The following is a 14,233-nucleotide window of genomic DNA, read 5'->3' as shown; positions in this document are numbered from 1 at the left end:
TCTAATACCTCCTACTGTTATTTTGTCTTATTTCATTTAGTAGCTGTATATAACTATCATATCTTTCTTTAGATATTTCTCCATTTGCAACAGCTTCTTTTATAGCACAATTAGGTTCATTTTCATGAATACATTTTGAACCAAACTTACAATCATTAAATTTATCAAATTCTATAAAATAATCTTTAAGTTCAACTTCTTCTATGTCTTCAAGTGCAAGTGAACTAAAACCTGGTGTATCTGCAACCATTCCACCAAACTCCAACTTTAAAAGTTCAGCATGACGAGTGGTATGTTTTCCTCTTTTTATTTTATCACTTACTACACCTGTTTGCAGTTGAAAATTTTCATCTATTTCATTTAATAAACTCGATTTTCCAACTCCAGACGGTCCTGCAAATACTACTACATTTTCTTTTAATTCATCTTTTACTTTATCTATATTTAACTTAGTGACATTACTTACAGGAATAACCTTATATCCACTAAGCTCGTATATCTTTTTAACATGCTCTAATATGTTATCATCATCTAAATCTGCTTTTGTAAGGATTATTACAGTTTCTAAATTTTCTTTTTCTGCCAAAACTATAAATCTATCTAAAAGAGATAAGTTTGGTTTAGGATTTTTTATTGCAAATACTATTAGTGCCTTATCTACATTTGCTATAGGTGGTCTTATAAGTTCTGTGTCTCTACTATCTATTTCTTCCACAATTCCCTTTTTTTCATCTTCATCAACAACACTTATTTTAACTCTGTCACCAACTAAAGGTGTTACTTTTTGCTTTCTAAATATACCTCTAGCCTTACATTCATAAAGACCTTTTTCTGTATCTACATAATAAAATCCACTAATCCCTTTTATAATTTTTCCTTCTAGCATCAAATACCTCCCTTTATAAAATTATATAAACCTATACTGTTTATGAGTAGTATATAGTGTTATTCTTTCCTATTTTTATATAATACCACATTTTTTTTAAATAACAAATCCTCCGTTTGGGCTAATTACCTGACCAGTAATAAAACTTGATTTATCAGATGCTAAAAAAATAGCACAATTTGCTATATCTTCTGGTGTTCCTAATCTCATTAAAGGAGTTTCTTCTACAAGAACATCTATCTCATCTTCATTATATTCAGATAACATATCTGTATTAATAACTCCTGGTGCTATGCTATTTACTCGAATATTTGATGGAGCAACTTCTTTAGCTAATGCCTTTGTCATTCCTATTATACCTGCTTTTGATACAGAATAATGTACTTCACAAGAAGCACCTGATATACCCCAAATTGAAGATATATTAATTATGTTTCCTTTTTTTTCTGATATCATGTATTTTAAAGCAATTTGTGAACAATAAAAACTTCCTTTCAAGTTAATATTCATCATATTATCCCAATCTTCATCAGTTATATCTGTAAATAACTTATCTTGGCTTATACCAGCATTATTTATAAGTACATCTAATCCTCCAAACTCCTTTATACAATAATCTATCATATTTTCGACTTCTTCTCTATTTGAAATATTAGCTTTAAATAATTTTACAGAAAAACCCTTTTCGTTTAATACAGTGTATAATTCTTTAGCCTCATTTTCTGATTTATTAAAGTTTATTAATACATTATACCCATCTTTTGCAAATATTTTAGATATTGCTCTTCCAATTCCTCTAGAGCCTCCTGTTACCAAAACTGTTTTATTGTTTTTATTCATAAATATTTATCTCCCTTATAATTAATCTAATATTTTATACAAAACAAACTGCCCCTTTAAAGAAAATAATTTCTATAAAAGGACAGCTTTTTATTTTTAGCTACTATTTATTCTGATTTACCAATATTTCCACCAGTTCCTGCTGGAGTTTCTCCACTATTTCCTGAGTTTGAACCTCCTGAGTTATCTCCACTATTTCCTGAGTTTGAGTCTCCTGAATTATCTCCATTATTTCCAGAGTTTCCTCCACTATTTCCTGAATTATCTCCACTATTTCCAGAGTTTCCTCCACTATTTCCTGAATTTCCTCCGTTAGTTCCTGAGTTTGAACCTCCTGAACTTCCTCCACTATTTCCTGAGTTTGAACCTCCTGAGCTTCCTCCACTATTTCCTGAGTTTGAACCAGGTGTTGTTGTATCATTCTCATCTGGTGTTGTTGGAGTCTTATTTGGTGTTGTTGGTGTTGGCGTATTTGATTTCTCTGAGCCTTTGCTAACATATAGGTCTATTTCATCACCTTCTTGAACACTTGATGAACCAGAACTAGGGCTCTGACTTAAAACTGTACCTTCTTTATATACTGAACTATACTCATACTTGACAGTTCCAACTTTCAATTTATTTTCCTCTATAATTTTTTTTGCATTAGTTAAAGTAATACCTACTACATTGGGAACTGAAGCTTCGTTTGCACCTTTACTTACAACGACATTTATGGTGTCACCTTTTTTAATATTTGTACTTCCACCTTCAGGTGTCTGCGATATTATACAATTTTTATCTACCTCACTGCTATACTCTTCACTTTTTACACTTAAGGACAATCCTTCTTTTTCAACTGCACTCTGTGCTTCCTCTAATGTCATATTCACAAGATTAGGAACAGTTAAATCTTTACTACCAAATCCTCCAGCAAATAAAAATTTATATGCTAAGAATACTTGTGCACATAAGATTACTATCAAAACTGCCGCGACTACTTTTAGTCTTTTTCTAGCTTTAGGACTTTCTTGTTTTTTCTTCTTTTTCTTAGCCCTCTTACTTTGAGTATTCTTAGGTTTTTGATTCTTTTTAGCTCTCATTATCTCTTCCTCATCTTCATCGTCTTCATCTTCTTCTTCATAAAAATCATCATAATAATCTTCATCTTCATCTAAATCAGCAACTTCTATAGGTTTAACTACTTTTTCCGGAACTGGCTTTGCAAGTACTGGATTTACAGCTTTATTAATCTCTTTTTCATCAATTTTCTTCGTTGCAAAATCATCGTATTCCTTTATAAAATCTAAGTCAATATTTTTTTCTATATAATCTATATCTTCTATTAACTCTTCAGCAGTTTGGTATCTATCTGCACTAGATTTTTCTGTAAGCTTTTTTATTGTAGTTCTTACACTTTGAGGAATCCTAACTTTCTCTTCTGATGTAAAATCTATATCATCATTGATATGTTGAAGTGCTATAGAAATTGGGCTATCTCCTCTAAATGGTACTTTTCCTATCAGCATTTCATATAAAACTATACCTAAAGAATACAAATCTGCATTATTAGTTACAAACTTTCCTTTAGCTTGCTCTGGTGAAAAATAGTGTACTGAGCCTATTATACTACCAATATTAGTCATAGTTGAATTTGAGACAGCTTTGGCTATACCAAAATCAGCTACTTTTACTACTCTTCCTTCATTGGATATGAGAATATTATGAGGTTTTATATCTCTATGTATAATCCCCTTTTTATGTGCAGCACTAAGTGCCATAGCTATTTGTTTTGTTATATCCAGTGCGGTATATTCGTCTAATATCCCTTCATCCTGTATAATTTCCTTCAAATTTTTTCCATCTACAAATTCCATTACAATGTAGTGAACTTTTCCATCTTCCCCAACATCATATACATTTACTATATTTGGATGTGAAAGGCTTGCTACTGCTTCTGCTTCTCTTTTAAATTTTGTTAAAAATTCATCGTCATCTACAAATTCAGGTCTGAGTACTTTAAGTGCAACAGTCCTGTTTAATAATCTGTCTTTAGCCTCATATACAAAGGCCATTCCTCCATCACCAATCTTCCTGATGATTTCATATCGATTTCCTAAAATTGTATCTCCCACAATATCACCGTCCTAATTATACTTTTATTACTATCACCGAAACATTATCTTTACCAGAAACATCATTGGCCATGCTTATCAATTCATCACTTATATCACTAATTCTCTCATATTCATAATCTAATATTAAACTTCTTATATCTTCGTCATAAATAAACCCAGTTAATCCATCTGTTGCAAGAAGTATTATATCACTTTTTTTGATTTCCTTCTTAAAAATATCTACAACAACCATATCATCTGTTCCAATTGCTCTAGTTATTCTATTTCTCTGTGGATGTCTTCTCGCTTCTTCTTCTGTAATAACATGAGCCATCATAAGTTCTTCAACCACAGAATGGTCTATAGTTATTTTATCAAATTTTTCATCTGTTAACAAATAACATCTGCTATCTCCAACATTTGCCACATATAAGACATTATTATACACTATAGCTGTAACTAATGTAGTTCCCATTCCTTCAAATGCTATATCTTCCATAGATTTCTTGTGCACAATTGAGTTTACATTATTATAAGCCTGTTTTAGTATATCATCTATATAGTCTATTTTTACATTATCATGCTGTAATAAGTTTTCTTTTAGAAAATCAATTATATTTTCTACTGCTAACTTACTGGCGACTTCCCCCTTTTTATGTCCACCCATTCCATCAGCTATGGCAAATATTCCTATTGGACCATGTTCTGTATCTATAACTTCTCCCTCACAATAGTCTTCATTGTTTTTTCTTACTTTTCCTATATGGGAGGCACAACTATAAACCATACGACTTCCTCCTTACATATTACTTGTATTTTCTTCTCAATTGACCACAAGCTCCACTAATATCAGAACCCATAGACATTCTAACTGTAGCAGGTATATTATTTTTCTCTAAACTATCTCTAAACTTATAAATAAATGCCTTGTCTGGCTTTTCATATTCTCTTTCTTCAACCTTATTTATTGGTATTAAATTTACATGGCATAGCATACCTTTTAAAAGCTTTGCTAATGCCTTTGCTTCATTTTCTGAGTCATTTACACCCTTTATAAGAGAGTATTCAAATGTAACCCTTCTATTTGTCTTTTTTATATAATATCTACAGGCATCTAGTATTTCTTTAATAGAATATGCATTTGCTACAGGCATAATCTTTCTTCTTTCTTCATCATATGGTGAATGAAGTGATAAAGCCAAATTTATAGCTATTTTCAAATCAGCCAACTCGTACATTTTAGGCACTATCCCACAAGTTGAAAGAGTTATATGTCTATACCCTATATTAAGACCATTTTTTTCATTAATTATTTTTAAAAATTGTTTTGTATTTTCAAAATTGTCAAGTGGCTCACCACTTCCCATTAAGACAAGATTTGATACTCTTTTTCCAGTATCTTCTTGAATTTTAATAACTTGGTCTAAAATCTCCCATGGTTCTAAGTTTCTAATCAATCCATCCATTGTAGATGCACAGAAGTTACATCCCATTCTACAACCTACTTGATTAGAAACACAAACAGTGACCCTACTGTCATAATCCATCATCACAGTTTCTATTATATTTCCATCATCTAATAAAAACAAATATTTTTTTGTGCCATCTACCTTAGATTCTAACTTTAATTCTATATCTATATGACCTATACATGAAACTTCTTCTAATTTATTTCTCAAACTTTTTGGTATATTATTCATGTCATCAAAAGTTTTTGCACCTTTGTATATCCAAGAAAATATTTGGCTCCCTCTAAAAGGTTTTTCATCTATAGTTTTCATAAATTCCTTGAGTTCATCTTCAGTAAAGTTTTTTAATACTATTTTTTTCTCTTCCATTCTATTCACTACCTTATTCTCTTTAATTTTGCTATAAAAAACCCATCTATACCATGAATATTAGGATATATTTTTAAATATCCTTTATCTTGATTGTCTAAATCTACGTTTACTGTGTCAATTGGAGTCAATTCAAAATTATTATATTCTTCAATAAAAGAAGTAATTATATTTATGTTTTCCATATCTTGAACTGTACATGTACTATAGACTAAAGTTCCTCCAATTTTAACATACTTTGATGCATTTTCTAATATTTTCTTTTGTATAGAAGTAATATCTTCCAACTCTTCTTCTTTCTTATATTTAATTTCTGGTTTACGTCTTATTATACCAAGACCAGAACAAGGAACATCTGCTAAAACATAATCAAATTTATTTATGCTATTTTCATCAATTTCAGAAGCATCAAATCCTTCTACACATACATTTTTTAGACCAAGTCTATTTACAGTAGCTTTTATAAGCTTTAGTTTATGCTCAAAAATATCTCTAGCTATTACTTGACCTGTATTATTCATTAAAGTGGCTAAGTGAGTAGATTTTCCACCAGGAGCACTACATACATCCAAAATCAATGAATCTTCCTTTGGATTAATTACTTTCCCTACTATCATAGAACTTATATCTTGAATTGTAAATAAACCAGCCTTAAATAACTCATTATTTTCTATATTTTTTAATTTTTCGACTTTTATAGCTTCTTCCACCATAGGGACTTTCAAACACATAATACCCTTTTCATTTAATTTTTCAATAAGCTCTTCTCTGCTAATTTTAAGTGTATTTGTTCTTATATAAATACTAGGTTTTTCATTGTTTGCTTCTAATAAATCTTCAGTAAATTCTTGTCCAAAATTTTCTATCCAATTTTTTATAATCCAAGAGTTATAAGAATACTTTATAGATAAGTATTTTACACTATCTTCCTCAGTTATGTCCATTATAGTATCTTTATTTCTTATTTCATTTCTAAGAATAGCATTTATAAAACCAGAAGATTTTTTATCATATTTTTTAGATAACTTCACAGTTTCATTAACTGCTGCATAATCTGATATACTATTTAAAAATAAAATTTGATATGTTCCCATTCTTAAAAAGATTTTAACATAAGTTGACATTTTTTTTACTTTTATTTTTGAAAGTTTATTAATTATATAATCTAAGTAATATTTATTTTCTACTACTCCATAGATTAACTCTGTTGCAAGTCCTCTATCCATATCGCTTATTTCTAAGTTTTTAAAATGCTTATTTATTGCAATATTTGAATAGTTATTATTTTTCTCTATATCACATAATACTTTAAATCCAATTTCTCTTGCATCCATATAAATTTCTCCCTTTTATTAAACATAAAAAAGGGTTGTTTCTAAACAACCCACTTTATTTTTAGTCATCTCTTCTTTGAGCTATTAGTAACAATCTAAGTAATTGAAGTATTGAAACTAGTGCTGCTGCAACATATGTTAAAGCTGCTGCTGAAAGCACTTTTCTACTTTGTCTTACCTCACCCTCATCTATAATACCTAGATTTCCAAGTTGAACAATTGCTCTACTAGAAGCATTAAATTCTACAGGCAATGTTATTATTTGGAATAGTACTGAAGCTGAAAACAATAGTATCCCAATTTTTAGAAATGGTCCAGCCATAATAAATCCTAGAAATATTAAAAACCAAGAAATACTTGAAGCAAAGTTTACTACTGGCACCAAACTACTTCTTATTTGAAGAGGTGCATAACCTTTAGCATGTTGCATTGCATGACCACATTCATGTGCAGCTACTGCAACAGAAGTTATTGATGTTCCATAATATACATCTTCTGATAATCTTACAGTTTTTCTTCTTGGGTCATAGTGGTCACTTAAATGACCTCTAACCATTTCTATCCTTACATCATACAAACCATTTGAATCAAGTACTCTTCTTGCTGTCTGTTCTCCAGTATATCCTCTACGTGTATTTACTCTTAAATACTTATTTGTTGTTGAGCTCACTTTAAATTGAGCATATGCAGTGAATAATATAGCTGGAATTAATATAATCATCGTTGGGTCAAATCCCCAAAAGCCGCCATATACAGGGTACATAAATAACACTCTCCTAAAATATATTTTTATTATACATCCTCTTTAATATTCACATAACTTAAAAACAGTTTAATTACAAGCTAATATCTCTTTTCCTGTTAAAAAGCTTATAGCTTTTTCAATATCTACTATGTCTACATTAGTATTTATACAAGGTCCATTAGGTCTTTTATTAAATACTCCTAAAACAGGAATTTTTTTTATATCTTGTATTCCAGATGTTAAATCTCTCTCACATGCAACAGCTATAACAGCTTTAGGTTTATTGTCAATTATAATTTTTCTAGCTAGAGTCCCTCCTGTAGCCACAAATACTTTTACTTTAACACTTTTATTTAGCTCAGCTAATTCTCCTATATTGCATTTTCCACATTTTTTACAATTATCTATATCATTAGTAACTTTTAGTTTGCAACTATTCTCTTGAATACAATGAGGTATTAAAATTATTATATCCTCTGGATTAAAATTATATTTATTACTGTATATATATTCATTATTTAACTTTATATATATTCTTCTAATTTCACTTTTTGACATACCAAATGATGATGCAATAAAAGATATAATGGGAAATAATACACTAACAATTTTAAAATTTATTTTCATTATATTTGAGTTAACATTTTTTCCTTTAATTACTCTATACGTAACTATTGTTGAGCATAGTATTATAAGTATTAGTGATATTACTACAGCATTTATTCCTAAGGAAAATATTTGAGTCAAACTAATTATAAAAAAGTTTGCAACTCCCATTAAAATCCCTAATATTAAGACTAAGATACCAACACTTGTTAAATACTTTTTTATATCTGTCATACTTTTCACCTAACTCAATACTACACCAATTTCTATAGTATTTCCTTTTATATATTCTCCAACTAGCATTCTCTTTTTATTTGGCATCTGAATTTCTTCAATTAAAAGTACCTTATCTTTAGTACTTACTTTTATGCCATCTTTATTTACCTCAATTATTGTACCTGCTTCTTTGTTACTTTCTTCCTCTAATACTTTAGTTTTCCAGATTTTCATCGTTACACCATTATAAGTAGTATAAGCACTTGGCCATGGATTTACACCTCTAACTAGATTGTGTATTTCCTTAGCATTTTTTGAAAAGTCTATATTACCTAGTGATTTATTCATTATTGGTGCATAAGAAAATTCCTCATGATTTTGTACTTCTCTTGGAGCAGTTCCTGCTTCTATCAACTTTAATGTTTCTTTTAAAGTTTCTGCTCCTATATTCATCATTTTATCATGAAGTTCTCCTGCTGTTATATTTTCATCAAGATTTACTTCTGTCTTTAATATCATATCTCCAGTGTCTAACCCTTCATCCATATACATAGTTGTAACACCAGTTTTTTCTTCGCCATTGATTATTACCCAATTTATAGGCGCCGCACCTCTATATTTTGGAAGTAAAGAAACATGGACATTTATACATCCAAACTTAGGAATTTCTAATATTTCTTTTGGAAGTATTTGCCCAAAAGCTACAACTACCATTACATCTGGCTTTAAAGATTTCATTGTATCTATAAAATCTTTGTCTCTAGCTTTAATTGGTTGATATACAGGTATATTATTTTCAATTGCAAGTTCTTTTACTGGACTCATGCCAAGTTTTTTACCTCTTCCTTTTGGTTTATCTGGCTGAGTTACAACTCCTAGTATTTCATACTTTTCATCTATTATTTTTTGTAAACAAGGAACTGCTATATCAGGAGTTCCCATAAATACTATTTTCATCAAATCAACCCCTACTATTTTTCTATTTTATCAACAAACAGTATTCCCTCTAGATGGTCTATTTCATGACAAAACGCTCTAGCTAAAAGTTCTTCCCCTTCTAGCTCTATTGTTTCTCCATTTCTATTTAAAGCTCTAACTTTTACATAGTTTGGTCTTTTAACCTCTCCAGATTCTCCAACAACACTTAAACAACCTTCATCATCTATTTGTTCTCCAGATGTTTCTATTATTTCTGGGTTTATAAGTTCTATAAGTTCTTCTCCAATATCAATTACTACAACTCTTTTTAAAATTCCAACTTGAGGTGCAGCTAGTCCAACACCATCTGCATCATACATAGTTTCTGCCATATCGTCTAACAATTGTATTATTTTTGCATCAATTTTTTCAACTTTTTTTGATTTCTTTCTTAGTACTGGTTCTCCTATTTGAACTATTTGTCTTAAAGCCATTACACTTCCTCCTAAATTTATAATACACTATTTGGATTAATATCTATAGATACATTAATATTCTTATTAAATATCAAATCTCGTTTTGTTATACATATATATTTTATTATACCCTTTAAGAGATTAATTTCAATATTTTCATCTTTAAAGAGTATTTGCCATCTATAATTTTGATTTATTTTTGATATTGAGCATGGATTGGGTCCTAATATAAACCCTAAGTCGTTTATACCCCTTTTTTCTAATAAATAAATCAAAGATGCATGCATATTTTTTATATTTTTTATAACTAATCTTTCATCTTCACCACTAACAACTACACTTAACATGTTATTAAAAGGAGAATATCCAAATGCCTTTCTTATCTTTATCTCATCTTCATAAAAACCTTCATAATTATACTCTATGGCATGCTTAATAGCATAATGCTCAGTATCATATGTTTGAAGTACTACTTTACCTTCTTTGTCTGCTCTTCCTGCCCTTCCAGAAACTTGAGTTATCAACTGAAAGGTTGTTTCAAAACTTTTAAAATCAGGAAAATTTAGTATCATGTCTGCTGACAAAATACCTACTAAAGTTACATTATCAAAATCCAATCCTTTACTTAACATCTGCGTTCCTATCAATACATCTGCTTCTTTATCTTTGAACTTATTTAGTATTTCCTCTAATGAACCCTTTTTTGATGTTGTATCTTTATCCATTCTCAAAGTTTTTATATTTGGAAAAATACATTTTAACTCTTCCTCAATTTTTTGAGTTCCTACTCCAAATGGCTTAACATAATTACTTCCACATTCTGGGCATTCTTTTGGAATTTCTCTTTCATATCCACAATAATGACATCTTCCAATATTACTTTTTTTATGATATGTCAAAGATATATCGCAATTTTCACATTGAAACACATAGCCACACTTTCTACATGATACAAAATTTGCATAACCTCTTCTATTTAAAAATAGTATTACCTGACTATTTTCTTCAATCGCACAACTTATTTCTCTTTGAAGTTTTAAACTAAATATACTTCTATTACCTATATCTAATTCATCTTTCATATCTACAACTTCAATATTTGGAAGTGGTTTATTGTTTGCTCTATTTTTTATATTTATAAGTTTATATTCACCAGTTTTTGCTCTATAATACTCTTCAATTGAAGGTGTCGCTGAACCTAAAATAAGAGTTAGATTATTTTTTAATGCCATAAATCTAGCTACTTCTATAGCGTTAAACTTAGGATTTTTTTCAGACTTATATGATGACTCATGAAATTCATCAATTATTATCAATCCTAAAGAATTAAAAGGAGCAAATAGTGCTGACCTAGCACCAATTAAAACTCTTATCTTGCCAGCTTTAACAGCTTTATAAACGTCGTGTTTTTCTCCTTCAGATAGTTTACTGTGAAACACTCCAACTAAATCGCCAAACCTACTCTTTAATCTATCTATCGTTTGGGGAGTTAATGCTATCTCAGGAACCAAAAATATACTATCTAAACCTTGGCTTAATGCAAATTCTATTATTTCCATATAAACTTCAGTCTTTCCACTTCCAGTTATACCATGAATTAAATATGGCTTTTTATCATCTATAAACATACTTGAATTTATCTCATCAACCGCTTGTTGTTGCTCATTGTTTAATTTTATACTTTTTGATATAGATTTGTAAATACTTTTTGGCTCTCTATAATAATCTTTAAATTCTAAAGTTATTAACTCTTTCTTACTCAAAGAGTTTATACTCTGCTTTGAAGCATTTAATAAATCCAATAAATCATTTATCTCTACATTTTCATTATTTTTAAGAAAATTTAATATCTCTTTTTGCTTGCTTCCTATGCTTATTTTATTTTGTTCTATATAATCATCAATTTTATTATTTTCTAAACTCAAAGATACATAGCATACTTTCTTCTCATTTTTATGATTTTTGTATTCCCAACATAATTTTATAATTCCATTTTTATTCATTGTATATAGATAATTATTTAGATTCGCTATATATTTTAACTTATCAACCTTAATTTTTCCTTTACTACCAACTACTTTTTCTACTATCTCTCTATTTTTATCACTCAGCTTTGATATCTTTTCATATAATTCAGTCTCACTTAATCCATTTAGCTTTTCACCTAGTAAAACTACTTTGTAATTATTTAGTTTATATCCTTTTGGATATATCAAATTTATACACTCTATATAAGTACACAAATATCTATTTTTCATCCAGTAAACCAACTCTAAATCTTCTTCTCTAAATATTGGATTTTCATCTAATATATCTATGATTTCTTTAGTCTTTATTTTTTCATCTAAATTATTTGTAAGTTGAAATACAAAGGCTTCTGTTGGTTTATTACCTCTTCCAAATGGCACTAATATTCTATGCCCAACACTTATAACTTCCTCTAAAAATACAGGAATTTGATATGTAAATAAATTGTCTGTGTATATAGTATTGCTTCTAACTATTACCTTTGCATATTTTTTCATTGTAAAACTCCTACTTAAAATTAATCTACTGCTCATATTTTAACACATTTCATAATATATCAAAAAAATCTCAGCATATCTAAAAAGTTTCAAGTTATTACTAATATTAGATATATCTTAATAATTAACTATTAATCATATTTTATACTTTACAGCAAAATAAATGCTGAAAACCACAATTTAACTGACATTTGCGAGTTTTTACTCGCTAAAAGTAAATTGCAGCTTTCAGCCACTTTAGCTGTGATAAAATACACAAATATCATATTTAAAAAAGTTCTTATTTCTCAAGTAACACTTTAATCTTATTTAATATAACATTAGCTACTTCTTCCTTTTTCATTTTAGGGTACTCAGTAATATTTCCTTCTGTATCTATTATTTTTACAATATTAGTATCAGTTCTAAAGCCAGCTCCCTCTTTAGTTAAATCATTTGCCACAATAAAATCTAAATTTTTCTTTTCAATTTTTCCTTTGGCATGTTCTATTAAGTCATTAGTTTCAGCAGCAAATCCAACTAATATCCTATCTTCCTTTATTTTTCCTATTTCATAAGCAATGTCATAATTCCTACTTAATTCTATTGATAAATCATCATTATTCTTTTTAATTTTTTTGTCAGAATAAGTTTTTGGCTTATAATCTGCAACTGCTGCACTTTGAATTACTATTTTATTTTCTTTTAAATTTGATACTACTGCCTCATACAAATCTTGTGCTGATTCTATTTGTACAAATTTTTTAAGGTTTTGTGGAATAGAGAGATTTGTAGGACCTGATATTAATGTTACATCAGCACCTCTAGATATAGCCTCTTTAGCTATAGAATATCCCATTTTACCAGAAGACCTATTAGTTAAATATCTTACTGGGTCTATACTTTCTACAGTTGGTCCAGCTGTAACTATTATACTTTGACCTTTCAAATCTTGCTCTTTCGTAAGATTGGCTAAAACTGCCTCTACTATTAAATCTGGTTTAGCTAGTTTTCCTGCTCCAATATCTCCACATGCAAGTCTTCCACTTTCTGGTTCTATAAATTTATATCCAAATTCCTCTAAAGTTTTTATATTTTTTTGGACAATTGGATTTTCATACATATTAGTATTCATAGCTGGTGCTATTAAAACTTGTGCTTTTGTTGCCATAACAGTAGTTGTTAGCATATCATCAGCTATACCATTTGCAATTTTTCCTATAACATTTGCACTTGCTGGTACTATTAGAAACAAATCTGCCTTTTTTGCTAATGATATATGTTCAACTTCCCAAGATTTTGGTTCTTCAAACATATCTTCTACTACATAATTTTGACTTAGTGATTGAAGTGTAAGTGGTCTAACAAATTCTGTTGCTGATTTTGTCATTATAACATGGATATTTGCATTTAATTTTTTTAATTTACTTACAACATCACAAGCCTTGTATGCAGCTATTCCGCCGCTTATGCCAATTACAACAGTCTTATTTTTTAGCATGACCTTACTCCTCTTCTGAAATTTGTTGATGTTGCTCAGCGTAGTGTCTAGCTTCTTCTATCTCTATTTCTTCTTCTGTCAATAATCTATATGTTATTTTTCCACTTGCAACTTCCTTAGTAGCTACACATACAGGTTTTTCCTTAGCTTTGTTTGGAACATATGGTTCGTCTCCATCAATTAACTTTCTTGCTCTCTTTGAAACAGTCCCTACTAAGTAATATCTGTTGTCTATTTTTTCTAGTACCTCATTGATAGATGGTTTTAACATAA

Annotated in this window: 13 protein-coding genes; all 13 read right to left on the bottom strand. The window is 29.2% G+C overall.

Annotated elements, in window-relative coordinates; all coding sequences use genetic code 11:
- Position 1 precedes the first annotated feature (1 nt).
- Positions 2-886 carry a ribosome small subunit-dependent GTPase A gene (rsgA, locus tag JJC01_06545; GenBank protein ID UDN59510.1) on the bottom strand — a complete coding sequence of 295 codons (885 nt, stop codon included), beginning with the start codon at positions 884-886 and terminating at the stop codon, positions 2-4.
- Positions 887-982: 96 nt separating this feature from the next.
- Positions 983-1,726: an SDR family oxidoreductase gene (locus JJC01_06540; protein ID UDN59509.1), complete on the bottom strand. Its 744-nt coding sequence runs from the start codon at positions 1,724-1,726 to the stop codon at positions 983-985.
- 107 nt (positions 1,727-1,833) lie between these two features.
- A complete protein-coding gene (gene pknB / locus JJC01_06535; protein UDN59508.1) occupies positions 1,834-3,840 on the bottom strand; it encodes a Stk1 family PASTA domain-containing Ser/Thr kinase in 2,007 nt (668 codons plus the stop codon).
- Positions 3,841-3,856: 16 nt separating this feature from the next.
- A complete protein-coding gene (locus tag JJC01_06530; GenBank protein UDN59507.1) occupies positions 3,857-4,609 on the bottom strand; it encodes a Stp1/IreP family PP2C-type Ser/Thr phosphatase in 753 nt (250 codons plus the stop codon).
- 19 nt (positions 4,610-4,628) lie between these two features.
- A complete protein-coding gene (gene rlmN, locus JJC01_06525; protein UDN59506.1) occupies positions 4,629-5,660 on the bottom strand; it encodes a 23S rRNA (adenine(2503)-C(2))-methyltransferase RlmN in 1,032 nt (343 codons plus the stop codon).
- Between the two features lie 8 nt (positions 5,661-5,668).
- A complete protein-coding gene (rsmB, locus tag JJC01_06520) occupies positions 5,669-6,994 on the bottom strand; it encodes a 16S rRNA (cytosine(967)-C(5))-methyltransferase RsmB (GenBank protein UDN59505.1) in 1,326 nt (441 codons plus the stop codon).
- A gap of 61 nt (positions 6,995-7,055) precedes the next feature.
- On the bottom strand, positions 7,056-7,757 hold the full coding sequence (locus JJC01_06515; protein UDN59504.1) for a zinc metallopeptidase: 702 nt from the start codon (positions 7,755-7,757) through the stop codon (positions 7,056-7,058).
- Between the two features lie 69 nt (positions 7,758-7,826).
- The gene (locus tag JJC01_06510) at positions 7,827-8,579 is read right to left on the bottom strand and encodes a DUF116 domain-containing protein (GenBank protein ID UDN59503.1); all 753 of its coding nucleotides are present in this window, start codon (positions 8,577-8,579) and stop codon (positions 7,827-7,829) included.
- Between the two features lie 9 nt (positions 8,580-8,588).
- Positions 8,589-9,518, bottom strand: coding sequence for a methionyl-tRNA formyltransferase (locus JJC01_06505; GenBank protein ID UDN59502.1), 930 nt, complete (start codon positions 9,516-9,518; stop codon positions 8,589-8,591).
- Between the two features lie 14 nt (positions 9,519-9,532).
- Positions 9,533-9,973, bottom strand: a complete 441-nt coding sequence (gene def / locus JJC01_06500) for a peptide deformylase (GenBank protein ID UDN59501.1) — start codon at positions 9,971-9,973, stop codon at positions 9,533-9,535.
- 17 nt (positions 9,974-9,990) lie between these two features.
- Positions 9,991-12,516, bottom strand: coding sequence for a primosomal protein N' (gene priA / locus JJC01_06495; GenBank protein UDN59500.1), 2,526 nt, complete (start codon positions 12,514-12,516; stop codon positions 9,991-9,993).
- A gap of 244 nt (positions 12,517-12,760) precedes the next feature.
- On the bottom strand, positions 12,761-13,960 hold the full coding sequence (coaBC, locus tag JJC01_06490) for a bifunctional phosphopantothenoylcysteine decarboxylase/phosphopantothenate--cysteine ligase CoaBC (protein ID UDN59499.1): 1,200 nt from the start codon (positions 13,958-13,960) through the stop codon (positions 12,761-12,763).
- Between the two features lie 4 nt (positions 13,961-13,964).
- On the bottom strand, positions 13,965-14,231 hold the full coding sequence (locus JJC01_06485) for a DNA-directed RNA polymerase subunit omega (GenBank protein ID UDN59498.1): 267 nt from the start codon (positions 14,229-14,231) through the stop codon (positions 13,965-13,967).
- Between the last annotated feature and the right edge of the window lie 2 nt (positions 14,232-14,233).

The sequence above is a fragment of the Clostridioides sp. ES-S-0010-02 genome (assembly GCA_020641055.1).
GTDB lineage: Bacteria > Bacillota > Clostridia > Peptostreptococcales > Peptostreptococcaceae > Clostridioides.
The sequence above is the reverse complement of the archived record's forward strand: the minus strand, read 5'-3'. Positions and strand labels throughout refer to the sequence as shown.

Coding starts and splice junctions, on each gene's coding strand:
- JJC01_06505 (UDN59502.1), bottom strand. CDS start 9,518: ATGAAAATAGTATTTATGGGAACTCCTGATATAGCAGTTCCTTGTTTA.
- rsmB (UDN59505.1), bottom strand. CDS start 6,994: ATGGATGCAAGAGAAATTGGATTTAAAGTATTATGTGATATAGAGAAA.
- JJC01_06485 (UDN59498.1), bottom strand. CDS start 14,231: ATGTTAAAACCATCTATCAATGAGGTACTAGAAAAAATAGACAACAGA.
- def (UDN59501.1), bottom strand. CDS start 9,973: ATGGCTTTAAGACAAATAGTTCAAATAGGAGAACCAGTACTAAGAAAG.
- JJC01_06515 (UDN59504.1), bottom strand. CDS start 7,757: ATGTACCCTGTATATGGCGGCTTTTGGGGATTTGACCCAACGATGATT.
- JJC01_06540 (UDN59509.1), bottom strand. CDS start 1,726: ATGAATAAAAACAATAAAACAGTTTTGGTAACAGGAGGCTCTAGAGGA.
- JJC01_06530 (UDN59507.1), bottom strand. CDS start 4,609: ATGGTTTATAGTTGTGCCTCCCATATAGGAAAAGTAAGAAAAAACAAT.
- JJC01_06510 (UDN59503.1), bottom strand. CDS start 8,579: ATGACAGATATAAAAAAGTATTTAACAAGTGTTGGTATCTTAGTCTTA.
- coaBC (UDN59499.1), bottom strand. CDS start 13,960: ATGCTAAAAAATAAGACTGTTGTAATTGGCATAAGCGGCGGAATAGCT.
- rlmN (UDN59506.1), bottom strand. CDS start 5,660: ATGGAAGAGAAAAAAATAGTATTAAAAAACTTTACTGAAGATGAACTC.
- priA (UDN59500.1), bottom strand. CDS start 12,516: ATGAGCAGTAGATTAATTTTAAGTAGGAGTTTTACAATGAAAAAATAT.
- rsgA (UDN59510.1), bottom strand. CDS start 886: ATGCTAGAAGGAAAAATTATAAAAGGGATTAGTGGATTTTATTATGTA.